Raw genomic sequence first — 22,725 nt, 5'->3', positions numbered from 1 at the left:
CCCGCCCGCAGACCCCTGCGGGCGGGCGGCGGCCCCGCGCCGTGCGGTGGACTGCGGCGATGCGTGCGGCCGGTCGGACGACGCCGCTTGCCGAGCGGATCGGAAGTATAGGAAGATCTTTATGTCCTGTTGCCATTTTTCGATCGATTGCCCGCCGGAAGGGGTGCCGTCATGGCGCGTCCGAACTGGGTGCCCGCAGGGACCGACCTCGACAAGCCCAACGCGGCCCGGGTCTACGACTACTACCTCGGCGGCTCGCACAACTTCGAGGTCGACCGGCAGATGGCCCGCCGGGCGATCGAGCTCTGGCCCGACCTCCCGATGATCATGCGCGCGAACCGGGCGTTCCTGCGCCGCGCCACCCAGTACGTCGCCGCCGACGGCATCAGCCGCTTCCTCGACATCGGCTCCGGCATCCCCACCTTCGGCGCCGTCCACGAGGTCGCCCGCGAGTACCAGCCCGACGCCCGCGTCGTCTACGTCGACATGGACCCGGTCGCCGTCGCGCACAGCCGCCTGATCCTCGCCGACGACGACCTCTGCCAGATCGTCGACGCCGACCTGCGCAACACCGACGACCTGCTCTCCCGCCCCGAGGTCGAGGAACTGCTCGCCCCCGGCGAGCCCGTCGCCGTCATCCTCAACGCCGTGATGCACTTCGTCACCGACGACGACGGCCCCGAGAAGATCCTCGCCAAGCTCCGCGAAGCCCTGCCCAGCGGCAGCGCCCTGATCCTCTCGCACGCCTCCCTGGAAGGCCGCCCCGACCAGGCCGGCGCCCACCAGGACCTGTACCGCTCCACCCCCACCCCGCTCACGATGCGCACCCGCGAACAGATCACCGCCATGTTCGACGGCTTCGACCTGGTCGAACCCGGTGTGGTCTACCTCCCCGAGTGGCGCCCCGACGAGGACGCCGCCGTCGGCCCGCACCCCGAGCGGATGACCGGGATGGCCGGCGTCGGACGCCTGTCGTGAGCGAGGCGGCCGCCCCGGGCAACGGGTTCCACGCCGCCTGGGCCGCGATGCTGCGCACCGGACACGGTGCGGCGGTGCGGCCCGGCGTCCTCAACCCGTTGATCGCGCGGACCGCCGAACTGCTGCACCGTGCCGCCCAGGAGCACCCGTTCCGCCCGGACCTGGCCGGGCAGGTCGGCGCCCTGCTGATCGACAACCACTTCACCGACCCGCAACTGCTCTCCGACGCCGTCCGGCTGATCCAGAGCCAGCCCGTCCCCGACGGCCGCGGCCCCGAACTGTCCGGCGCGTTCGCGGCCGGCTGGGCGGCGGCCCTGCGCGAACGCACCCTGCGCGAGCAGGAGTCGATCCGGCTGGCCGCCGACACCGCCCGCCAGGAGGTCGAGAAGGCGCTGCGCGCCTCCGAGGCCCGCTTCCGCGCCCTGTTCGAGTCCGCCGCCATCGGCATCGGCCTCGGCGACACCGACGGCAACATCCTGGCTGTCAATCGGGCCCTCGGAGACATCTTCGGCGGCGGTCCCGAGGACATGCAGGGCGTGCGCGTCAACGACCTGGTCCACCCCGAGGACACCCCCGGCGTGTGGGAGGCCTACGAGGAACTGATCAGCGGCAAGCGCGAGTACTTCCAGTTCGACAAGCCGTACTACCGGCGCGACGGCGAAGTGGTCTGGACCCACCTGACGGTCTCGCTGATCCGCGACGACGACGGCACCCCGCTGTACCAGGTCGCCATGCTGGAGGACGTCACCGAGCGGTACCGGCTGCAGGAACGGCTGCGCCACCAGGCCACCCACGACCCGCTCACCGGCCTGCCCAACCGCGCCGCGTTCTTCGAACGCCTGGAGCGGCTCTTCGAATCGCCCGAGCCGGACGCCCGGTTCGGCCTCTGCTACGTCGACCTGGACGGCTTCAAGGTCGTCAACGACAGCCTCGGCCACGACATGGGCGACCAGCTGCTGACCGTCGTCGCCGGCCGCCTGGAGTCCGCGCTCACCCCGCTCGGACACCTGGTGGCCCGGCTCGGCGGCGACGAGTTCGTGGTGCTGCTGGAGAACTGCCGCGGCGAACAGGAAGCCGTCGCCGCCGCCAAGACCGTGCTCGCCGCCCTCACCAAGCCCGTGGTGATCGGCGACCACCGCCTCGCCGTCGGCGCCAGCGTCGGCGTGCTCGAACGCCGGATCGCCAGCACCACCCCCGGCGCGGCCGTGCGCGCCGCCGACCTCACCCTGTACCGGGCCAAGGAGGCCGGCCGCGGCCGCTGGACGCTGTTCGACCCGAAGGAGAACGCGCGCGCCGTCAGCCGCTACGCGGTGTCCGTGCGGATGCCCACCGCCCTGGACCGCGGCGAGTTCTTCATCGACTACCAGCCGATGATCGACCTCTCCAGCGGCGCCATGACCGGCGTCGAGGCGCTGGTCCGCTGGCGCCACCCGCAGCTCGGCGTGCTCGGCCCCGAGGAGTTCGTCGGCGTCGCCGAGGAGACCGGCCTGATCATGCCGCTCGGCCGCTGGGTGCTGGAACAGGCCTGCGAACAGGCCGCCGAATGGGTCGCCGCCTTCGGCGAACGGGCCCCCAGGCTGAGCGTCAACCTGGCGGTCCGTCAGGCCCGCAACGCCGGACTGGTCGCCGACATCGAGCGGGTCCTGCGCACCACCGGCCTCGACCCGTCCATGCTGCAGCTCGAGATCACCGAATCGACCGTGGTCGGCCCCGAGGACGAGGCGCTCAAGGCCCTGCACGCGCTGGTCGACATGGGCGTCTCGCTGGCCGTCGACGACTTCGGCACCGGCTGGTCCAACCTCGCCTACCTGCGCGACCTGCCGGTCTCCAACCTGAAGATCGCCGGCTCCTTCGTCGGCGACCTGCACGACCCCGCCAAGGACACCCACCTCGGCTGGCGGATCGTCAGCGGCCTGGTCTCGCTCGCCCACACCCTCGGCCTGTCCGTCACCGCCGAGGGCGTGGAGACCCGGGCCGACGCCGAACGGCTGCGCCTGATGGGCTGCGACCTCGCCCAGGGCTGGCACTTCGGCCGCCCGGTGCGGCCCGCCGAGATCGCCCGCCGGATCGCCGAGGCCGACCCCGACCGGGCCGCCGAGGCCGCGCCCGGGACCGGCCCCGAGGGCCTCGACCGTCGGCGCGCCCCGGGCGCCGCTGCCGACGACGACGGGAAGCGCCACCCGGCCGCCGCCGGACCGGAGTTCGCGGCCGAGCCGGAGATCGCGCCCCGCGACGACGAGGGCCGGGACCGGCCGCTCGACTGACGCCGGGTCAGAGCGCCAGCGTGTGGTGGGTGTGGTCCGCCTTGGCGCGCAGGTAGGCGTGGTTGGCGGGCGTCAGGTGGACGCCGGTGGGGACGCGCTCGGTGACGGTGACGCCGTGGGCGGTCAACTGGGCGGCCTTGTCGGGGTTGTTGCTGAGCAGCCGGACCGCGGGGGCGCCGAGCGCGGCCAGCATCTGGGCGGCGGCGGTGTAGTCGCGGGCGTCCTCCGGCAGGCCCAGCGCGGTGTTCGCCCGGTAGGTGTCCAGGCCGCCGTTGATCTGGAGGTCGTAGGCGTCCAGCTTGTTGTAGAGGCCGATGCCGCGGCCCTCCTGGCGGAGGTAGAGCAGGTACCCGCCGGCCTCGGTGATGCGCCGCACCGATTCGCGCAGCTGGGGGCCGCAGTCGCAGCGGGCCGAGCCGAACACGTCGCCGGTCAGGCACTCGGAGTGCAGGCGGACCAGCGGGGCGGCCGCCGCCGACGGGTCGCCGAGCGCGAGCGCCAGGTGCTCGGCGCCGTCGGCGAGGTGGCGGAAGGTGTGGACGTCGGCCTCGACGCGGTAGCCGTCCGGGAAGACCAGCGGGATGCGGACCCGGGAGCGGACGGTGGCGGCGGCCGGCTGCCGGGCGGTCTCGGGGTGCGTCGTCACGTCGGGTCCTCCGGGGAGCGCTCGTTCAGGAGTCGGTCGGCACCGATCGGCTCCGGTCGGAGACGATCAGAGTTGTTCAAATTCGAACGGGGTGGTGCGCGCTCGACGGTACACCGTGGTTCGAATTTGAACAACAGGGGTTCGCTGCGCCGCCCCCTGCTCGGCCCGCCCGGCCCGCCCTCCCGTTCGGCCCACCCGTCCCGGGCTACCCGCCGGTACCCCGGCAAGCTGAAGGGGAAGCGGCCGGCAAGCGGAGAACACGCAGAGGCGGAGGCGGAAGACACATGGTGAAGGCATTCGGGTTCGTCGCGTACGGCGGACCGGAACAGCAGCAGTTCCTGGACCGGCCCCTGCCCGAGCCGGGCCCGGGCGGCGTGCGGATCGAGGTCAGGGCCGCCGGCGTCAACCCGGCCGACTGGAAGAAACGGCAGGGCTGGTTCGGAACGGCCGCCGAACCCCCGGTGGTGATGGGCAGCGAGGCCGCCGGCGTGGTCACCGCCGTCGGCGACGGCGCGAACGGCTTCGCCGTCGGCGACGAGGTGTTCGGCATCGCGCCCGGCGGCGCGTTCGCCGAACAGGTCCTGCTGTCGGCCCGCGCCACCGCCCGCAAGCCCGCCGCCGTCGGCTTCGACCAGGCCGCCGCCCTGCCCGTCGCCGCCGCCACCGCCTACGACGCGGTCCAGCAGCTCGACCCGCACGACGGCGAGACCCTGCTGATCGTCGGCATCGCCGGCGGCGTCGGCAGCGCCGCCGCCCAGATCGCCCGGGCCCGCGGCGTCCACGTCCTCGGCACCGCCGGCGCGGGCAGCGCCGACCACGTCCGCTCCCTCGGTGCGACGCCCGTCCGCTACGGCGAGGGCGTCGCCGACCGGCTGCGGGCCGTCGCCCCCGACGGCGTCGACGCGATCCTCGACCTGGTCGGCGACGGCGCCGTCCGCGACGTCGCCGGAGCGCTGCGCCGGCCCGGACGGCTGGTGTCCACCGCCGACCGCGCCACCGCCGAGGAACTCGGCGGCGCCTACGTGCGGCGCGACGGCACCGCGACCGTGCTCACCGCCCTCGCCGACCTGGTCGCCGCCGGGACGCTCGACCCGCAGATCAGCGCCCGCTACCCGCTGGACCGCGCGGCCGAGGCGATCGCCGAGGTCGAGAGCGGACACGCCCGCGGCAAGCTGATCCTGGAGATGAACCGCCCGTGAAACTCACCGAACCGCACCCCGGAGCGCCCTGCTGGGTCGAACTGTCCACCAAGGACCCGGTCGCGTCCAAGGCCTTCTACCACGAGCTGTTCGGCTGGCGCACCGAAGTCGTCCCCGACGAGAAGGCCATGGGCTACACCCGGCTGTACGTCGGGGAGCAACTCGTGGGCGGGCTGGTCGGGTTGATGGAGCCCGGCCAGCCCACCGCGTGGAACATCAGCTTCCACAGCCCCGACGTCGACGCCACCGCCGGCAGCATCACCGACGCCGGCGGCACCCTCGTCGTCGCGCCGATGGACGCCCTCGGCTGGGGCCGCTTCACCGTCGCCCGCGACCCCGGCGGCGCCGTCTTCTCGGCCTGGCAGCCCGGCACCCTGCGCGGCTGCGACGTCGTCAACGAACCCGGCGCGCTCGGCTGGGTCGAACTCGCCACCCGGGACCCGAAGGACGCCGTCGCCTTCTACACCCGGGTGTTCGGCTGGAGCGTCACCACCGGCGAGATGTACACCCAATTCGGCCTGGAAGGAAGGGACTTCGGCGGCATGATGGACATGGCCGACCAGTTCCCGGCGGAGGTCCCGCCCTACTGGATGCCCTACTTCGCGGTCGCCGACGTCGACCTGAGCGCCGAACGGGCCGCGCTGCTCGGCGCCACCGTCACCCTGCCGCCCACCGACGTCCCCGACGGCCCGCGCCTCGCCGTGCTGCGCGACCCGCAGGGCGCGGCCTTCGGCATCCACGTGGCCTACCCGGAGAGTTGAGGCCCCGCAGCAGCAGCACCACCGAAGGCGGGTCGGTCGCACCGGACCGACCCGCCCTGCCGTGCACGGGAGTCGGTGCCCCGGCGGTGAACCTCACGGCAGGGCCCGGGAGTCGGCGCTCCTGCGGTGGACCGCCCGCCGGGGCGGGGGAGTTCAGACCCGCGCCGAAGGCAGGTCGGCCCGCGGCTCGGACGGCGCGCCCGGACGACCGCGCTCGCGCAGCCGCGGCAGCAGCAACCCCGCCCCCGCGGCCGCCGTGACCGCCAGCGCCGACAGCGGCACCCAGTCGCCCAGCCGGACGTACCAGGTCCGCGCCGCCGGATCGGCCAGCGACAGGCGCACCGTCACCGCACCCGACTCGCCGGTGGTCAGCCGGACCAGGCGGCGGCCCTGCGCGTCGTACGCCACCGACTCGCCCGTCAACGCCGCCTGCACCACCGGGCGGCCGGTCTCCGCCGCCCGGATCGCCCCCAGCGAGGCGTGCTGGGCCGGCGCCCAGGTCGACTGGAAGGTGGACGTCGCCGACTGGTAGACGATCAGCTCGGCGCCCTGCCGGGACGCGGCGCGCGACATGTCCGGGAACGCCGACTCGAAGCAGATCAGCGTGCCGACCGGCAGCGGGCGCCCGTCGCGGTCCACCACCGGCAGCAGGTGCACCGAGCTGCCCGGCGCCCGGTTCTCGCCCGCCGCCGCGCTCACCCCCGCGACCCAGCCCAGCAGCGGGCGCAGCGGAATGTACTCGCCGAACGGCACCAGCCGGATCTTGCGGTAGCGCGCCACGATGCCCGAACCGTCCACCAGCACCGCGTCCTTGGAGATCCGGCCGTCCGCCTTGCGGGCGTCCTCGCCGACCATCAGCGGTGCGCCGGACGTCCGGGACAGCGCGGTCAGCCGCTCCAGCACGGCGCCGTCCCGGTCCAGGTCGGCGGTGGTCGAGCTCTCGCCCCACACCACCACGTCGACCGGGCGGCCCGCCAGCGAGCGGGTGATCCGGACGTTCGCCTCCAACCGGGCCTGCTCGTCCGCGGTCTGGCCCGCCTGCACCAGCGCCACCGACGCCGAACCGCGGGTCGCCGGCGCGGCCTGCGCCGCGAACGCCACCGGGCCCGCCAGCAGCGACACCAGCGCCGTCGCACCCGCCAGCACGCGCAGCCGCAGCCCGCGCGCCAGCACCAGCACCACCACCGCCGTGTTCACCGCGACCAGCGCCCAACTCACCAGCCACACACCGCCGACGGACGCCAGGCCGAGCACCGCCGGATGCTCCCACTGCGAGGCGCCCAGCAGCGCCCACGGCCCGCCCAGCGCGTGCCAGGAGCGGGCGAACTCGGCGCTCACCCACACCGCCGGCACGACCACCAGCGCCGCCGCCGACCGGCGGAGCGTCAACTCGCCGTGCAGCAGCCGCCACGCGGCCCAGCCCACCGGTGCGAGCAGCACCCCGAAGACCACCGCCAGCAGCGGCAGCGCCGGGCCGATCGACGGGATCAGCCAGTACATGCCGGTCAGGATGAACCCGGCGCCGAACCACCAGCCGCGCACCGCCGCCTCGCGCGCCCCGCCCGCCGCCCGCATCAGCAACAGGCCCGGCACCAGCGCCACCCAGGCCAGGACGGCCAGGCCGGCGCCGGGGAACGTCAGGACGGGCAACGCGCCCGCGGCCAGCGCGCCGTAGCGCGCCGGGCGGGTCAGGGCGGTTCGCAGGCTCATGCGGCGATTGTCCGCCCGGGCGGCCCGGAAGGCACCCCTATTCGATCACGGGATGTGAGTGTCGTCCCGCCCGGCACGGGCCGCTCGCCCCCGCAGGCGCGCCCGGGCTGCCGGTGGCACGCCTGCGAAGGGGTGCCCCGGCAGCCGGGGAGCGCCCGCGAACGAATGCCCGGGCACGGGGGCACGGACGTGGCAGGGGCGCCCGGGCGGCCGGGGCTACTCGCCCTCCAGGTCCCCCTCGGTCTCCAGGAACACCTGCCGCAGCTCCGCCAGCAGCTGCGGATCCGGCTCCGCCCACAGGCCCCGCTCGGCGGCCTCCAGCAGGCGCTCCGAAATGCCGTGCAGCGCCCACGGGTTGGCCTCGGCGAAGAACTCGCGGTTGACCGGGTCGAGGACGTACTCCTGGGTGAGCTTCTCGTACATCCAGTCCGCGACCACGCCCGTGGTGGCGTCGTAGCCGAACAGGTAGTCCACCGTCGCGGCCATCTCGAACGCGCCCTTGTAGCCGTGCCGGCGCATCGCCTCCAGCCAGCGCGGGTTCACCACCCTGGCCCGGAACACCCGGGCCGCCTCCTCGGTGAGCGTGCGGGTGCGCACCGTCTCCGGGCGGGTCGAGTCGCCGATGTACGCGGCCGGGCTGCTGCCCGTCAGCGCGCGCACGGTCGCCACCATGCCGCCGTGGTACTGGAAGTAGTCGTCCGAGTCGGCGATGTCGTGCTCGCGGGTGTCGGTGTTCTTCGCCGCCACCGTGATCCGCCGGTAAGCGGTTTCCATCTCCTCCCGGGCCGGCCGCCCGTTCAGGTCCCGGCCGTACGCGTAACCGCCCCACACCGTGTACACCTCGGCCAGGTCGGCGTCGGTGCGCCAGTCCCGGCTGTCGATCAGCTGCAGCAGGCCCGCGCCGTAGGTGCCCGGCCGGGAGCCGAACACCCGGACGGTGGCCCGGCGTTCGTCGCCGTGCTCGGCCAGGTCGGCCTGCACGTGCGCCCGGACGAAGTTCTGGTCCGCGGGCTCCTCCTGACGGGCCGCCAGCCGCACCGCGTCGTCCAGCAGCGCCACCACGTGCGGGAACGCGTCCCGGAAGAAGCCGGAGATGCGCAGCGTCACGTCGATCCGGGGACGGCCCAGTTCGGCGAGCGGGATCGGCTCCAGTCCGGTCACCCGGCGCGACGCGTCGTCCCACACCGGGCGGACGCCCAGCAGGGCCAGCGCCTCGGCGATGTCGTCGCCGGCGGTGCGCATCGCCGAGGTGCCCCACAGGGACAGGCCCACCGACGGCGGGAACTGGCCGTCGTTGTCGGCCCGGTAGCGCTCGATCAGCGAAGCGGAAAGCGCTTGCCCGGTCTCCCAGGCGAGCCGGCTCGGCACCGCCTTCGGGTCCACCGAGTAGAAGTTCCGGCCGGTCGGCAGCACGTTGACCAGGCCGCGCAGCGGCGAACCCGACGGCCCCGCCGGAACGAAACCGCCCTGGAGGGCGTGCAGCACCGCGTCCAACTCGTCCGTGGTGGACGCCAGCCGGGGCACCACCTGGGTGGCCGCGAAGGTCAGCACCTCCGCGACGGCCGCGGGCAGGCCGTCCGCGACCTTCTCCACCGCGGCCGGGTTCCAGTCCTCGGCCTCCATCGCCTCCACCAGCGCCCGCGCCTGCGCCTCGGCGGCGTCCGTCGCGCCGAGCGTCAGCGCCGCCTCGTCCAGGCCGAGCGCCTCGCGCAGACCGGGGAGCGCGCTGACGCCGCCCCAGATCTGCCGCGCCCGCAGGATGGAGAGCACGATGTTGACCCGGTCCGCGCCCGCCGGGGCCTGGCCCAGCACGTGCAGGCCGTCGCGGATCTGCGCGTCCTTCACCTCGCACAGCCAGCCGTCGACGTGCAGCAGGAAGTCGTCGAACCCGTCGTCCTCCGGCCGCTCCGCCAGGCCCAGGTCGTGGTCCAGCTTGGCGGCCTGGATCAGCGTCCAGATCTGCGCGCGGATCGCCGGCAGCTTCGCCGGGTCCATCGCCGCGATGTTCGAGTGCTCGTCCAGCAGCTGTTCGAGGCGGGCGATGTCGCCGTACGAGTCGGCGCGCGCCATCGGCGGCACCAGGTGGTCGACCAGCGTGGCGTGCGCCCGGCGCTTCGCCTGGGTGCCCTCGCCCGGGTCGTTCACCAGGAACGGGTACACCAGCGGCAGGTCGCCGAGCGCCGCGTCCGGCCCGCACTCCGCCGACAGCGCGGCGGTCTTGCCCGGCAGCCACTCCAGGTTGCCGTGCTTGCCCAGGTGCACCACCGCGTGCGCGCCGAACCCGCCGTCCTCCTGCGCCGCCGCGATCCAGCGGTACGCCGCCAGGTAGTGGTGGCTCGGCGGCAGGTCCGGGTCGTGGTAGATCGCCACCGGGTTCTCGCCGAACCCGCGCGGCGGCTGCACCAGCACCAGCAGGTTCCCGGAGCGCAGCGCGGCCAGCACCAGGTCCCCGTCCGGGTTCTGCGACCGGTCCACGTACAGCTCGCCCGGCGCCGGACCCCAGTGCTCCTCCACCTGCTCGCGCAGCGCGGCCGGCAGCGTCGCGTACCAGCGCCGGTAGTCCGCGGCCGGGATCCGCACCGGGTTGCGCGCCAGCTGATCCTCCGTCAGCCACGCCTGGTCGTAGCCGCCCGCCTCGATCAGCGCGTGGATCAGCGCGTCGCCGTCGTGCTGGAGAGCGCTTTCCGTGTGCAGTCCCGGCAGACTGTCGCCCAGGTCCATGCCCTCCGCGCGCAACCGCTCCAGCAGCCGCATCGCCGACGCCGGAGTGTCCAGGCCGACCGCGTTGCCGACCCGCGCGTGCTTGGTCGGGTACGCGGACAGGATCAGCGCGAGCCGCCGCTCGGACGCCGGAGTGTGCCGCAGCCGGGCGTGCCGCACGGCGATCCCCGCCACCCGCGACGCCCGCTCCGCGTCCGCCGCGTACACCGTCAGCCCGTCCTCGTCGACCTCCTTGAACGAGAACGGCACCGTGATCAGCCGGCCGTCGAACTCCGGGACGGCGACCTGCGTCGCCGTGTCCAGCGGCGACAGCCCGTCGTCGCTGCCCTCCCACTGCGCCCGCGACCAGGTCAGGCACAGCGCCTGCAGGATCGGCCGGTCCAACGCCGCCAACGCCCCCGCGTCCCACGCCTCCTCGTCACCGCCGGCCTGCGCGTCGGCCGGCCGGGTGCCGCCCGCCGCCAGCACCGTCGTCACGATCGCGTCGGCCGCGCCCAGCTCCGCCAGCAACTCCGGCTCCGCGCCGCGCAACGAGGCGCAGAAGTACGCGCGGGCCTGCGCACCCCGGTCCTCGATCGCCCGGCAGAGCGTCTCCACGAACGCCGTGTTGCCGCTCATGTGGTGCGCCCGGTAGTACAGCACCGCGACGGACGGGCCCTCCGAGGTGCGGGCGGTGCGCTCCAGCGGACCCCAGGACGGGGCGGACGCCGGCGGCGCGAAACCGTGGCCGGTCAGCAGCACCGTGTCCGACAGGAACGCGCCCAGCTCCGCCAGGTTCGCCGGGCCGCCGTGCGCCAGGTACGCGTGCGCCTCCGCCGCGATGCCCGCCGGCACCGTCGACAGCTCCATCAGCTGCGCGTCCGGAGCCTGCTCACCCGTCAGCACGACCACCGGACGCGGCCCGGCGAGCAGCACGTCCAGCCCCTCCTGCCAGGCCCGCCGGCCGCCCAGCAGCCGCACGACCACCAGCTCGACGCCGTCCAGCAGTTCGGGCAGGTCCGCGGGGGCCAGGCGCGCCGGGTTGCCCCACCGGAACGGCACCGGGCCGTTCGACGCCCGGGCGCTCAGCAGGTCCGTGTCGGACGTGGACAGCAGCAGGATCATGCGAAAGCCCTCCCGGGCGTCTCGAACAGCGCGGACAACACGGCGATGGGCGCACAGGAACGATCGAGGACGCGGAACGGCCCGCCGGGAACGGAGCCCACGGGCACCCGCCGGAGAACGGGCATGCGGCAGCGCATGGCACGGACCTTCCTCGGGGTCCTCGCCCCGGGCAGTGGAGGACGGCCGGAGTTCCTGGCTCCCACGGCTCACTGAGCCGCGGTCACAGTGGCGGGACCGCACCGGATTCTCACCGGACTTCCTCCGCTGTGCCGTCGCTGGCAGCGGACACCCCGAGAGGTGCCCGCCAGCATCGTACGGGTTGATCGGCCGTCGGGGGAGTGTGACCTGCGCCGCCGACCCGAATTCGCCCCCGGCCCGCGAACGGCGCCGGCCGGCACCGGCCTGAGCTGCGCAATCGCACCCCCGCCCGGCCCCGCGCGGCGCGATCGGCACGGTGGCGCGAATCGCCGCCATGGGTATGCTCGCCGCCATGCCACCCACACCCGACGCCTCCGAGGCACCCTCCGTCGGGCCCGACCGAGGCCGCGCCGACGCCTGCCCCGGCGCGCTCCGCCTGCACCCCGCCGAAGACGGCCACCTCGCCCGACTCCGGCTCCCCGGCGGCCATCTGACGCGCCGTCAGATCCTTGTCCTGGCCGACGCGGCGGACGACCTCGGCGACGGCGAGGTCGAGATCACCTCCCGCGGCAACCTCCAGCTGCGCGGCCTGCGCGAGCACTGCGCCGCCGAACTCGCCGAACGGCTGCGCGCCGTCGACCTGTTGCCGTCCGACACCCACGAACGCGTCCGCAACATCGTCGCCTCCCCGCTGGCCGGCCTCGACGGACGCGGCCGGACCGACGTCGATCTACCCGGCTGGGTGAGGGAGTTGGACGCCGCGCTGTGCGCCGCGCCGTGGGCCGCCCGGCTCTCCGGCAAGTTCCTGTTCGCCCTCGACGACGGGCGCGGCGACACCGCCGCCCTCAACGCCGATGTGACCTTGATCGCAGTCGGCGGCGGGCGCGCCCTGCTGCGCCTCGGCCGCGCCCGCCGCGCCACCGCCGTCGACCACCCCGTGCCCGCCGCGCTCGACGCCGCCCGGCACTTCCTCGACCTGGCCGCCGGACGCGCCTGGCACCTGCGCGAAGTGCAGGACGAACTGCCGGAAGGGGACGTGCCGCTGCCGGGATTCGCCGGTGAGCGGCCCCCGCTGGGGGTCGTCCCCGGCGGCCCGGTGTCCGGTGACGCGGGGTCCGGTGGTGCGAGGGCGGCCGGCGCTGTAACGGCCGGTGCCGTCTCGGTCGGGCTGCGGTTCGGGCGGGCCGGCAGCGGCCAGTGGCGACTGCTCGCGGAGGCCCTCGGCCCGGACGGCGCACCGAGTGTGCGGCTCACCCCGTGGCGCGGCGCCGTGGTGCCCGGCGCCGGGCCCGAGTGGCTGCCGCGGCTCGCCGCCGCGGGCTTCCGGACCGAGTCCGGCGGCCCCTGGGAGGGCGTCACCGCCTGCACCGGGCAGCCGGGTTGCGGGAAAGCGCTTGCCGACGTCCGCGCGCAGGCGGCCCGTGCGATCGCCGCCGTCCCCGCCGAGGGCCTGCCCGTGCACTGGTCCGGCTGCGAACGCCGCTGCGGACACCCCGCCGGACGCTGGGTCGACGTGCTGGCCACCGCCACCGGGCACCGCATCACCGTCGAGGGCCCGGGCCGCGAGACCACCCGGGCCGACCCGGGCAGCACCGGCGCGCACGGGACGACCACCGTGCGGCCCACCACCCGCGCGTACGACACCACCAGCGAATACGAGACGGCCGAGGCAGTCGCCGAGGCGCGCAATGCCGAATGGCGGAGGACCACATGATCGACTACGAGAAGGACGGCGCAGCCATCTACCGCCAGTCCTTCGCCACCATCCGCGCCGAGGCCGACCTCGCCGCGCTGCCCGCCGACGTCGCCCAGGTCGCGGTCCGGATGATCCACGCCTGCGGCATGACCGACCTGGTCGAGGACCTGCTCTGGTCGCCGAACGTGGTCGCCGACGCCCGCCGCGCCCTGCACGCCGGCGCGCCCGTCCTGTGCGACGTCAACATGGTCGCCAGCGGGGTGACGCGCAAGCGGCTGCCCGCCGACAACGAGGTGATCTGCACCCTCACCGACCCGACGGTGCCCGAACTCGCCCGCGCCATGGGCACCACCCGCAGCGCCGCCGCCATGGAGCTCTGGCTGCCCCGCCTCGAAGGCGCCGTGGTCGCCGTCGGCAACGCCCCCACCTCGCTCTTCCGGCTGCTGGAGATGATCGAGGCCGGCGCGCCCCGACCTGCCGCCGTGATCGGCGTCCCCGTCGGCTTCATCGGCGCGGCCGAGTCCAAGCAGGCCCTGGCCGAACACCCGGCCGCACTGGAACACCTGGTGGTCCGGGGCCGCCGGGGCGGCAGCGCGATCGCCGCTGCCGCGATCAACGCGATTGCGAGCGACCAGGAATGACGGAACGTCAGGAATCCCCCATGGCCGGCCGGTTGTACGGCGTCGGCGTCGGACCGGGAGACCCGTCCCTGGTCACGGTGCGCGCCGCCGAACTCATCGGCAAGGCCGACGTCATCGCCTACCACTGCGCCCGGCACGGCCGCTCGCACGCCCGCGCCATCGCCGAGCGGTACATGACGGGCAGTCAGATCGAAGAGCGGCTGATGTACCCCGTCACCGTCGAGACCACCGACCGCCCCGGCGGCTACCGGGGCGCCCTCGACGACTTCTACCAGGAGGCGTCCGAGCGGCTCGCCGCCCACCTCGACGCCGGGCGGACCGTCGTCGTCCTCGCCGAGGGCGACCCGCTGTTCTACGGCTCCTACCAGCACATGCACAAGCGCCTCGCGCACCGCTACCCGGCCGAGGTGGTGCCCGGCGTCACGTCGATCAGCGCCGCCGCCGCCCGCCTCGGCACCCCGCTGGTGGAGGCCGAGGAAATCCTCACGGTGATACCGGGCACCCTGCCCGAGGAGGAGCTGACGGCGCGTCTCGCCGCCACCGACTCCGCCGTCGTCATGAAGCTCGGCCGGACCTTCCCCACCGTGCGCCGCGCCCTGGAACGCGCCGGGCGGCTCGACGAGGCCCGGTACGTCGAACGCGCCACCATGGACGGCGAACGCACCGGCCGCCTCGCCGAGATCGACGCCGACGGCGTGCCGTACTTCTCGGTCGCCGTGCTGCCCAGCCGGGTCGCCGCTCTCGACTCCGCCGGCCGGCCGTTCGAGGCGCTGGCCGACCGGCAGAGCGAACTGCCGGACGGGGAAGCGGAGACGGGCGAGGTGGTGGTGGTCGGCACCGGGCCGGCCGGCCCGCTGTGGCTCACCCCGGAGGCGCGCGGGGCGCTCGCCAACGCGACCGACCTGGTCGGCTACACCACCTACCTGGACCGGGTGCCGGTCCGCGCCGGGCAGGTCCGGCACGGCTCCGACAACAAGGTGGAGGGCGTCCGCGCCGAATTCGCGCTGGAGTTGGCGCGCCGCGGCCGACGGGTCGCCGTCGTCTCCTCGGGCGACCCGGGCGTGTTCGCGATGGCCACCGCCGTCCTGGAGGCCGCCTGCGAGGAGCCGTACCGGGACGTCCCCGTGCGCGTCCTGCCGGGGATGACCGCCGCGCACGCCGCCGCGTCCCGCGCCGGTGCGCCGCTCGGTCACGACTACGCGGTGATCTCGCTCTCCGACCGGCTCAAGCCGTGGGAGGTGATCGCCCGCCGGCTGCGCGCCGCCGCCGAGGCCGACCTCGTCCTCGCGCTGTACAACCCCGGCTCCAAGTCCCGCACCACGCAGGTCGGTTCGGCCCGGGACCTGCTGCTGGAGTACCGCGACCCGGCCACCCCCGTGGTGATGGCCCGGGACGTCGGCGGCCCCACCGAGCGGGTCCGCACCGTCGCGCTGGCCGAACTCGACCCCGCCGAGGTCGACATGCGGACCCTGCTGCTGATCGGCTCCACCCAGACCCGGTGGGTGCGGCGCGGCGCCGATCGCGAAGTGGTGTGGACGCCGCGCCGCTACCCCGAGGACTGACGCCCCGTCAGTCCGCCAGTCCGCGCACCCAGTCGGCCGCCCCGGCGACGTCCGGGGCGGTCCGCACGCCCTGCGGGGCGGCCGGGCGCTGGACGACGACCACCGGCAGGCCCAGCTCGCGGGCCGCGGTCAGCTTCGGGGCGGTGGCGGCGCTGCCGCTGTCCTTGGTGACCAGCACGTCGATGCGGTGCGTCCGCAGCAGTTCGCGCTCCCCGTCGAGGGTGAACGGCCCGCGCTCCAGCAGAACTTCGACGGCCGACGGCATCGGCGGCACCGGCGGCTCGACCGAGCGCGCCAGGAACCACAGGCCGTCGAGGTGCGCGAACGCGGCGATGCCCTGCCGGCCGGTGGTCAGGAACACCCGGCCGCCGAGCGCGGGCAGGGCCTCGGCCGCGGCGGACAGGCTCGCCACCGGGTGCCAGCGGTCGCCGTCCTGCGGCGCCCAACTCGGGCGGCGCAGCGCGAGCAGCGGGGTGCCGGTGTCGGCGACGGCCAGCGCGGCGTTGCGGCTCATCGTCCCGGCGAACGGGTGGGTGGCGTCGATCAGCGCGTCCACCCGGTGGGTGCGCAGCCAGGCGGCCAGGCCGGCCGGTCCGCCGAAGCCGCCGATCCGCACCTCCCCGGCGGGCAGCCGCGGTTGGGCCACCCGCCCGGCCAGCGAACTGGTCACCCGCAGCGCCGGATCGGCGACCAGCACGTCCGCCAGGCGGCGGGCCTCGCTGGTGCCGCCGAGGATCAGGACGTGCATGGCGGACTCCCGGGGCCGGCGTGATCGGAACCGCAACAGCCTAACCGGGCCCGCCGGAACGGCCGAGGGCCCCCGGCGACGACGGTCGGCCGGGGGCCCGTCCGGCAACCGCGCCGGGCGTTGCGGCGGCGCGGGCGGCTGCCCGCGTCAGTCGGTGACGACGGCCTGGGCGTCGATCTCCACCAGCATGGGCTCCTGCGGGAGTTCGACGAAGATCGTGGTCCGGCACGGCTTGACGCCGCCCGGCTTGACGTTCTCGTCGATGAACTCGGCGTAGACCTCGTTCATCAGCGGGAAGTCGGCACGCTTGGTGAGGTAGACGCGGAACATCACCACGTCCTCGATGGTCGCGCCGCCGGCCTCGACGATCGCCTTGACGTTCTCCAGCGTGCGGCGGGTCTGCGCCTTCACGTCGCCGTGGTACAGGTACTCGCCGGTGGCCGGATCCTGCGGGCCCTGGCCGGAGACCTGCAGGATCGGGCCCTTGCGGACACCCTGCGAGAACATCCACGCGGGGGCCGGCGCGCCGTCGGTGCGGATCTCGGTCTTGTCGCTCATGTGCGGTGCTCCAAAAGGAAAGTGACGGTCGGTCAGGACGGAAGGGTGCGGGCGGGAAGGCCTGCGTCGGCGGAGATCGCCCGGGTGCAGGCGAGCAGCTGGGGGAGCAGGTCGAGCACCTGCTCGTACGGCAGGACGACGTCGGGGACGGAGATCGACGCCGCGGCGACCACCCGGCCGGAGGCGTCCCGGATCGGCGCGGCCACGCAGTTGATGAACGCCTCGTGCTCGGCGTGGTCCTGCGCCCAGCCCTGCGCGGCGACCTGCTCCAACTCGGCGAGCAGCGCGTGCGGACTGGTGATGGTGTTCGGCGTGTGGACGGTGAACTCGATGCCGTCCACCGCCCGCCGCCGCTCGACCGGCGGCAGATCGGCCAACAGGACCTTCGCCACCGCCGTGTTGTGCAGCGCCGCCCGCAGCCCGATCCGCGAGTACATCCGCACCGGGTGCCGCGAGTCGTACTTGTCGATGTAGACCACCTCGCCGCCCTCGTAAGCGGCCAGGTGCACGGTCTGGCCGGTCGCCGCGTTCAGCTCCGCGAGGTGCGGCGCCGCGGTGCGCCGGATGCCGCGCTGCTCCAGCGCGAGGCTGGACAGGGCGAACAGGCCCGCGCCCAGGTGGTAGCGGTACTGCGCGTCCCGGTGGACGAACCGCTCCTCCTCCAGCGTCTGCAACAGCCGCAGCACGGTGGTCTTGTGCACGCCGATCAGGTCGGCCAACTGGTCGAGGGAGCGTTCGCCCTCGCCGAGTTCGGCGAGCAGGCGCAGGGCGCGGGTGACGGTCTGGCTCATGGGTGTCCCGATGTTCCGAGGGTTTCGAGGGCTTCGGGGAGGTTACGGGCTCCGGCGCCCGCGGGGGCGAGCGCGGGGGAGGCGATGCCGGACGCGGACACCCGGGTGGCGGCCCAGTCGCGTGCGTCGGCGGCGAGCAGCGCGGCCACCGTGCGGGCGTCCGGGAGGGTTCCGTGGTCGGTGGGCGCGGTCAGCGCGCTCGCCGCCGACAGGTGGCCGAGGCGCAGCCGGGAGCGCTGGTCGAGCCCGCGCAGGGTGCCCGCGAGGTAGCCGGCCGCGAAGGCGTCGCCCGCACCGGTGGGCTCGACCACGTCGACGGCGAGCGCGGGCTCGGTGACCGAACCGCCGTCCCGGCCGAGCGCGGTGACGAGGTGTCCGGAGTCCTTGACGACCAGCACCGAGGGGGAGGGAAAGCGCTTTCTGAGCGCCGCCGGGTCACCGGTGCCGAACGCGTCCTCGGCCTCGTCCGCGCCGAGCAGCAGGACGTCAGCGGCGTCCAGCAGGGCCGGCAGCACCGACGGGTCGCGGTGCCGCCACAGCGCCGGGCGCCAGTTGAGGTCGAAGGAGACGAGCCGGCCCGGGCGGCGGCGGGCCAGCAGGGCGCGGACCAGCTCCAGGCAGCCGTCGGAGAGCGCGGGCGTGATGCCCGTCAGGTGCAGCAGCGGGGCGCGCTCCAGCAGCGCGGCCGCCGCCGGGTCGTCCAGCAGGGCCGGGGAGAGCGCGGACGCGGCCGATCCGGTGCGGTAGTAGTGCAGGCGGGAGCGGCCCGCGCCCAGGTCGTGCGGCAGGCCGGAACCGCCGGTCTCCTTCAGGTAGACGCCGGTGGGGCGGTGCGGGTCCACCGCGACGGCGGAGACGTCCACGCCGGCCGCCGCCAGATCGCCGGTCAGGCGACGGCCGAAGCCGTCCGCGCCCACCCGGCTGATCCACGCGGTCGGCACCCCCAAAGCGGCGAGCGCCGCGGCGACGTTGGACTCCGCGCCGCCCACCGAGGGCCGGAACGCGCCGACGGCCTCGAACGGTCCCGGCCGGTCGGGCAGCAGCACCGCCATCGACTCGCCCAGGCACACCGCCCGGGCGATCGCCGCCCCGCCGTCCTGATCCGCCATCAATCCCGCTCCCTCACCCTGGGGCCCGCGCTCCCCGCCCCACCGCGGCGGCCCGCGAGGCCCCGGCTCGGCGGTGAGCCGGGGCGCTGCGAACCAGGTGGGAACGGTGGACGGGCCGTGTCGCGGTCCGTTGACCGCTGTCCGGCGTGAATGCTAGAACCGTAACACCAACATGCGCAATAGAGGTTGCACATGTTGCAACATCCCAGCTCGTCGGGCGGGCCGGGAGTGGAACGGAGGCACGGTCATGGGCACCACGGCAGCACAACAGCACACCGGACACCGAGCCTTCGCGGACCCCGCCCCCGGGCCGGGCATCGACACCGCCGCCGTCGCCGCCCTCGCCGACGAGACCCTCGACTGGCGCTTCAAGGCCGTTCCCGCCGACGCCTGGGGCAGCACCGTCCGCGACTGGCTCGCCACCGGCCCCACCCTCGACCGGCTCGGCACCCCGCTGCTCACCCTCGACGCCGCCGCCCTCCACCACAACCTGCAGGCCATGGCCGCCTGGTGCCGCGAGACCGGCGTCCTGCTCGCCCCGCACGGCAAGACCACCATGGCCCCCGCCCTCTGGCAGGCCCAGCTCGCCGCCGGCGCCCACGCCATCACCCTCGCCAACCTGCCCCAACTGCGCGTCGCCCGCGCCTTCGGCGTCCAGCGCCTGCTGCTCGCCAACACCCTGCTCGACCCCGCCGGACTCGCCTGGCTCGCCGCCGAACTCGACCACGACCCCGAATTCGCCTTCACCTCCTGGGTCGACTCCGCCGACAGCGTCCGGCAGATGGACGCCGCACTGCGCGCCGCCGGCGCCCGGCGACCGGTCGAGGTCCTGGTCGAACTCGGCGGCCCCGGCGGCCGCACCGGCGCCCGCGGCATCCCCGCCGCCCTCGACGTCGCCGCCGCCGTGCAGGCCGCCCCCACCCTGCGCCTGGCCGGCGTCGGAGGCTACGAAGGCGCCCTCGCCCACGACGCCTCCAGCGCCGCCCTCGACACCGTCCGCGGCTACCTCCGCGACCTCGCCGAACTGCACCGCCGCCTCGCCCCCGACTACCCCGCCCCCACCCCCGTGGTCACCGCCGGCGGCAGCGCCTACTTCGACACCGTCGCCGAAGAACTCACCCCCCTGGCCTCGGAGTTCCCCGGCACCAAGGTGATCGTCCGGGCCGGTGCCTACCTCGCCCACGACGACGGCTTCTACCGCGGCATCTCCCCGCTCGCCCGCACCACCGGAGCGACCCCGCTGCGCGCCGCCATGCACGGCTGGGCCCGCGTCGTCTCCCGCCCCGAACCCCAACTCGCCCTGCTGGACGCCGGAAAGCGCGACCTGCCGTTCGACGAAGGACTGCCCGAGCCGCAACTGGCGCGCGGAGCACGAGCGTCGAGCGGATCCGGTGACGTCGCGTCGGGAATCGCCGAGTTGAAGGACGCCGAGGTCACCGCGCTGAACGACCAGCACGCCTTCCTGCGCGGCGCCGGCGACGCCGCACCGGTCGGCGCCGTCGTCCGCCTCGGCCTCTCCCACCCCTGCACCGCCTTCGACAAGTGGAGCCTGATCCCCGTCGTCGACCACGCCGACGCCGAAAACCCGCGCGTGGTCGACCTGGTGAGGACCTGGTTCTGATGGCCGACCTACTGCTGCGCGCCGCCACCGTCATCGACGGCACCGGCGCCGACCGCTACCGCGCCGACGTCACCGTCACCGACGGCCGCATCGACGCGATCGGCCACGGCCTCACCGCCCGCCGCACCATCGACGCCGACGGACTCGTCCTCGCACCCGGCTTCATCGACCTGCACGCCCACTCCGACCTGCAACTGCTCGTCGAACCCGACCACCCGTCCCGGATCACCCAGGGCGTCACCCTCGACGTCCTCGGCCAGGACGGCCTGTCCTACGCCCCGGCCGACGACACCACCCTCGCCGCCCTGCGCCGCCAACTCGCAGGCTGGAACGGCGATCCCGAGGACCTCGACCGGAACTGGCGCACCGTCGGCCAGTACCTCGACCGGCTCGACCGGTCGATCGGCGTCAACGCCTGCTACCTCGCCCCGCACGGCACCATCCGGATGCTCGCCATGGGATGGGACAACCGCCCGCCCACCCGGTCCGAACTCGACCGCATGCAGGCCCTGTTGGACCAGGCGCTGACGGACGGCGCGGTCGGCATGTCCACCGGGCTCACCTACACCCCCGGCATGTACGCCGGCACCGCCGAACTCGTCGAACTCTGCCGCACCGTCGCCGCCCGCGGCGGCTACCACGCCCCGCACCAACGCTCTTACGGCGCAGGCGCGTTGGAAGGCTACGCGGAGATGGTGGAGATCTCCCGGCGCTCCGGCTGCCCACTGCACCTCACCCACGCCACCATGAACTTCGGCGTCAACGAAGGCCGGGCCGGCGAGTTCCTCGCCCTGGTCGACGACGCCCTCGCCGACGGCATCGACGTCACCCTCGACAGCTACCCCTACCTGCCCGGCTCCACCACCCTGGCCGCCCTGCTGCCCAGTTGGTCCACCGAGGGCGGCCCCGAAGCCACCCTCACCCGCCTCGCCGACCCCGCCGCCCGCGAACGCATCCGCGCCGACGTCGAAGAGCACGGCAGCGACGGCTGCCACGGCGTGGTCACCGACTGGGACACCATCCAGATCTCCGGCGTCCGCCAAACCGCCCTCGCCGGAGTCGTCGGCCGCAAGGTCTCCGAACTCGCCGCCGAACAGGGCCGAACCGGCACCGACGTGTTCTTCGGACTGCTGCGCGCCGACCAGTTGGGGACCACCATCCTCCAGCACGTCGGCCACGAGGAGAACGTCCGCGCCATCATGCGCCACCCCGCCCACACCGTCGGCAGCGACGGCCTGCTCGTCGGCGCCCGCCCGCACCCCCGCGCCTGGGGCACCTTCCCGCGCTACCTCGCCCACTACAGCCGCGACCTGGGCGTCCTCACGCTGGAACAGGCGATCGCCCGGATGACCGGCCGCCCCGCCCGCCGACTGCGCCTCGACCGCCGCGGACTGATCCGCCCCGGCCACCACGCCGACCTGGTCCTCTTCGACCCGCAGACCGTCCGCGACACCGCCACCTTCGACGATCCCCGCCGCCCCGCCGACGGCATCGCCCACGTCCTGGTCGGCGGCGTCGCCGCCCTCAGCGACGGCAAACCCACCGGCGACCTCGCCGGGCGGGCGCTGCGCCGCGACACCGACGGGCTGGTGCGGGCAGTGAACTGACGGCGCGCCGCGCGGCCGTCCGCCGTACGGCAGGCGCAACCGGCAGGTGGGAGAACAGGAGTGGGAGACAAGGTGACCGGAGGGGTCGGAGTGACCGGAGTGAGCGAAGTGACCGGAGCGGCTGAGGCTGCCGGGAGGGCCGGGACGGCCGGAGTGGCTGCGGCTGCCGGCGTGACCGAGGCGGCGGAGGCGGCCGATCTTCGGGTGGCGCTGGCCGCACAGCCGGTGATAGCCGTGGTGCGGGCACCGGTGATCCCCGATCCGGTCGCGCTGTGCGAAGCACTCGCCGAGGGCGGCATCGCCTGGACCGAACTCACGTTCACCACACCGGACGTGGCCCGCCACGTCGCCGCCGCGGCGAAGGCCGGCTGCCGGATCGGCGTCGGCACCGTCCTCACCGCCGAGCAGGCCCGCGAGGGCATCGACGCCGGCGCCCGGTTCCTGGTCACCCCCGGCCTGCGCCCCGCCGTCGCCGCCGTCGCCCGGGACGCGGGGATCCCCGTCGTGATGGGCGCGTTGACGCCCACCGAGGTCGCCGACGCCCTCGACCTCGGGGCCGCCGCCGTGAAGATCTTCCCCGCGAAGACCTTCGGCCCCGGCTACTTCAAGGACCTGCGCGGACCCTACCCCGGCATCCCCCTGGTCGCCTCCGGCGGCGTCAACGCCGGCAACGCCAAAGCCTTCCTCGACCACGGCGCCCTCGCCGTCTGCGCCGGCACCGACGTCGTCCCCCCGGCGGCCGTCGCCGCCGGCGACTGGTCCGACATCACCCGCCGGGCGAAGGCCTTCGTCGCCTCCCTCGGCTGAGTGGCCGGTCGGCCACGCCGGGCGCGAGGCACCCGGGCCGTCGCTCTCCGGCTCCGCGCGGAGA

Annotated in this window: 17 protein-coding genes and 1 riboswitch; of the genes, 10 read left to right on the top strand and 7 right to left on the bottom strand. The window is 74.7% G+C overall.

Annotated features, from left to right (window positions below):
• The first annotated feature begins 171 nt into the window (after positions 1-171).
• Positions 172-978, top strand: coding sequence for an SAM-dependent methyltransferase (locus tag ACFV1L_RS01285; RefSeq protein WP_380361832.1), 807 nt, complete (start codon positions 172-174; stop codon positions 976-978).
• Complete coding sequence (locus ACFV1L_RS01280; protein WP_380361831.1) at positions 975-3,242, top strand: putative bifunctional diguanylate cyclase/phosphodiesterase; 2,268 nt, start codon at positions 975-977, stop codon at positions 3,240-3,242. The genes ACFV1L_RS01285 and ACFV1L_RS01280 overlap by 4 nt, the downstream gene beginning before the upstream one ends.
• 7 nt (positions 3,243-3,249) lie before the next feature.
• On the opposite strand, the gene ribA is transcribed toward ACFV1L_RS01280, so the two are convergent.
• Positions 3,250-3,888 (bottom strand): GTP cyclohydrolase II, encoded by a 639-nt coding sequence (gene ribA / locus ACFV1L_RS01275; RefSeq protein WP_380361829.1) that lies wholly within the window; start codon positions 3,886-3,888, stop codon positions 3,250-3,252.
• A gap of 284 nt (positions 3,889-4,172) precedes the next feature.
• On the opposite strand from ribA, the gene ACFV1L_RS01270 reads away from it, so the two are divergent.
• Together ACFV1L_RS01270 and ACFV1L_RS01265 are read left to right on the top strand one after the other, a co-directional pair.
• Positions 4,173-5,087 (top strand): NADP-dependent oxidoreductase, encoded by a 915-nt coding sequence (locus tag ACFV1L_RS01270; RefSeq protein WP_380361827.1) that lies wholly within the window; start codon positions 4,173-4,175, stop codon positions 5,085-5,087.
• The gene (locus ACFV1L_RS01265) at positions 5,084-5,848 is read left to right on the top strand and encodes a VOC family protein (protein ID WP_380361825.1); all 765 of its coding nucleotides are present in this window, start codon (positions 5,084-5,086) and stop codon (positions 5,846-5,848) included. The genes ACFV1L_RS01270 and ACFV1L_RS01265 overlap by 4 nt, the downstream gene beginning before the upstream one ends.
• A gap of 153 nt (positions 5,849-6,001) precedes the next feature.
• Here ACFV1L_RS01265 and lnt read toward each other — a convergent pair whose 3' ends face one another.
• A complete protein-coding gene (lnt, locus tag ACFV1L_RS01260) occupies positions 6,002-7,558 on the bottom strand; it encodes an apolipoprotein N-acyltransferase (RefSeq protein WP_380361824.1) in 1,557 nt (518 codons plus the stop codon).
• A 216-nt stretch (positions 7,559-7,774) separates the two neighbouring features.
• The gene (cobN, locus tag ACFV1L_RS01255) at positions 7,775-11,383 is read right to left on the bottom strand and encodes a cobaltochelatase subunit CobN (protein ID WP_380361822.1); all 3,609 of its coding nucleotides are present in this window, start codon (positions 11,381-11,383) and stop codon (positions 7,775-7,777) included.
• A 169-nt stretch (positions 11,384-11,552) separates the two neighbouring features.
• Positions 11,553-11,691, bottom strand: a riboswitch (cobalamin riboswitch).
• Positions 11,692-11,873: 182 nt separating this feature from the next.
• On the opposite strand from cobN, the gene ACFV1L_RS01250 reads away from it, so the two are divergent.
• From ACFV1L_RS01250 to ACFV1L_RS01240, 3 genes are read left to right on the top strand one after another with little or no spacing between them, the layout of a single operon-like run.
• Positions 11,874-13,235 (top strand): hypothetical protein, encoded by a 1,362-nt coding sequence (locus ACFV1L_RS01250; protein ID WP_380361821.1) that lies wholly within the window; start codon positions 11,874-11,876, stop codon positions 13,233-13,235.
• The gene (locus ACFV1L_RS01245) at positions 13,232-13,858 is read left to right on the top strand and encodes a precorrin-8X methylmutase (RefSeq protein WP_380361819.1); all 627 of its coding nucleotides are present in this window, start codon (positions 13,232-13,234) and stop codon (positions 13,856-13,858) included. The genes ACFV1L_RS01250 and ACFV1L_RS01245 overlap by 4 nt, the downstream gene beginning before the upstream one ends.
• A 20-nt stretch (positions 13,859-13,878) precedes the next feature.
• Positions 13,879-15,420: a precorrin-2 C(20)-methyltransferase gene (locus ACFV1L_RS01240; protein ID WP_380361817.1), complete on the top strand. Its 1,542-nt coding sequence runs from the start codon at positions 13,879-13,881 to the stop codon at positions 15,418-15,420.
• A 7-nt stretch (positions 15,421-15,427) separates the two neighbouring features.
• On the opposite strand, the gene ACFV1L_RS01235 is transcribed toward ACFV1L_RS01240, so the two are convergent.
• The 4 genes from ACFV1L_RS01235 to ACFV1L_RS01220 all read right to left on the bottom strand — a co-directional run bounded on the left by ACFV1L_RS01235 (position 15,428) and on the right by ACFV1L_RS01220 (position 18,626).
• Positions 15,428-16,168: a cobalt-precorrin-6A reductase gene (locus tag ACFV1L_RS01235; RefSeq protein ID WP_380361816.1), complete on the bottom strand. Its 741-nt coding sequence runs from the start codon at positions 16,166-16,168 to the stop codon at positions 15,428-15,430.
• 147 nt (positions 16,169-16,315) lie between these two features.
• The gene (locus tag ACFV1L_RS01230) at positions 16,316-16,726 is read right to left on the bottom strand and encodes a RidA family protein (RefSeq protein WP_380361814.1); all 411 of its coding nucleotides are present in this window, start codon (positions 16,724-16,726) and stop codon (positions 16,316-16,318) included.
• Positions 16,727-16,758: 32 nt separating this feature from the next.
• A complete protein-coding gene (locus tag ACFV1L_RS01225) occupies positions 16,759-17,517 on the bottom strand; it encodes an IclR family transcriptional regulator (protein ID WP_380361812.1) in 759 nt (252 codons plus the stop codon).
• Complete coding sequence (locus ACFV1L_RS01220; protein WP_380361810.1) at positions 17,514-18,626, bottom strand: sugar kinase; 1,113 nt, start codon at positions 18,624-18,626, stop codon at positions 17,514-17,516. The genes ACFV1L_RS01225 and ACFV1L_RS01220 overlap by 4 nt, the downstream gene beginning before the upstream one ends.
• A gap of 247 nt (positions 18,627-18,873) precedes the next feature.
• Here ACFV1L_RS01220 and ACFV1L_RS01215 point away from each other — a divergent pair, with 247 nt between their 5' ends.
• The 3 genes from ACFV1L_RS01215 (at position 18,874) to ACFV1L_RS01205 (ending at position 22,661) form a co-directional block, all read left to right on the top strand.
• Positions 18,874-20,247 carry an alanine racemase gene (locus ACFV1L_RS01215; RefSeq protein ID WP_380361808.1) on the top strand — a complete coding sequence of 458 codons (1,374 nt, stop codon included), beginning with the start codon at positions 18,874-18,876 and terminating at the stop codon, positions 20,245-20,247.
• Positions 20,247-21,854, top strand: coding sequence for an amidohydrolase family protein (locus tag ACFV1L_RS01210; RefSeq protein WP_380361806.1), 1,608 nt, complete (start codon positions 20,247-20,249; stop codon positions 21,852-21,854). The genes ACFV1L_RS01215 and ACFV1L_RS01210 overlap by 1 nt, the downstream gene beginning before the upstream one ends.
• Positions 21,855-22,007: 153 nt before the next feature.
• A complete protein-coding gene (locus ACFV1L_RS01205) occupies positions 22,008-22,661 on the top strand; it encodes a bifunctional 4-hydroxy-2-oxoglutarate aldolase/2-dehydro-3-deoxy-phosphogluconate aldolase (RefSeq protein WP_380361804.1) in 654 nt (217 codons plus the stop codon).
• Positions 22,662-22,725: the final 64 nt, after the last annotated feature.

Source organism: Kitasatospora sp. NPDC059646, assembly GCF_042734615.1.
Taxonomy (GTDB): domain Bacteria; phylum Actinomycetota; class Actinomycetes; order Streptomycetales; family Streptomycetaceae; genus Kitasatospora.
This window is presented reverse-complemented; position numbering and strand designations above follow the sequence as displayed.

What these genes read in the sequence shown, in the direction of transcription:
- ACFV1L_RS01285 (WP_380361832.1), top strand. Translation starts at nt 172, where the DNA reads ATGGCGCGTCCGAACTGGGTGCCCGCAGGGACCGACCTCGACAAGCCC.
- ACFV1L_RS01270 (WP_380361827.1), top strand. Translation starts at nt 4,173, where the DNA reads ATGGTGAAGGCATTCGGGTTCGTCGCGTACGGCGGACCGGAACAGCAG.
- lnt (WP_380361824.1), bottom strand. Translation starts at nt 7,558, where the DNA reads ATGAGCCTGCGAACCGCCCTGACCCGCCCGGCGCGCTACGGCGCGCTG.
- cobN (WP_380361822.1), bottom strand. Translation starts at nt 11,383, where the DNA reads ATGATCCTGCTGCTGTCCACGTCCGACACGGACCTGCTGAGCGCCCGG.
- ACFV1L_RS01250 (WP_380361821.1), top strand. Translation starts at nt 11,874, where the DNA reads ATGCCACCCACACCCGACGCCTCCGAGGCACCCTCCGTCGGGCCCGAC.
- ACFV1L_RS01245 (WP_380361819.1), top strand. Translation starts at nt 13,232, where the DNA reads ATGATCGACTACGAGAAGGACGGCGCAGCCATCTACCGCCAGTCCTTC.
- ACFV1L_RS01240 (WP_380361817.1), top strand. Translation starts at nt 13,879, where the DNA reads ATGGCCGGCCGGTTGTACGGCGTCGGCGTCGGACCGGGAGACCCGTCC.
- ACFV1L_RS01235 (WP_380361816.1), bottom strand. Translation starts at nt 16,168, where the DNA reads ATGCACGTCCTGATCCTCGGCGGCACCAGCGAGGCCCGCCGCCTGGCG.
- ACFV1L_RS01230 (WP_380361814.1), bottom strand. Translation starts at nt 16,726, where the DNA reads ATGAGCGACAAGACCGAGATCCGCACCGACGGCGCGCCGGCCCCCGCG.
- ACFV1L_RS01225 (WP_380361812.1), bottom strand. Translation starts at nt 17,517, where the DNA reads ATGAGCCAGACCGTCACCCGCGCCCTGCGCCTGCTCGCCGAACTCGGC.
- ACFV1L_RS01220 (WP_380361810.1), bottom strand. Translation starts at nt 18,626, where the DNA reads ATGGCGGATCAGGACGGCGGGGCGGCGATCGCCCGGGCGGTGTGCCTG.
- ACFV1L_RS01215 (WP_380361808.1), top strand. Translation starts at nt 18,874, where the DNA reads ATGGGCACCACGGCAGCACAACAGCACACCGGACACCGAGCCTTCGCG.
- ACFV1L_RS01210 (WP_380361806.1), top strand. Translation starts at nt 20,247, where the DNA reads ATGGCCGACCTACTGCTGCGCGCCGCCACCGTCATCGACGGCACCGGC.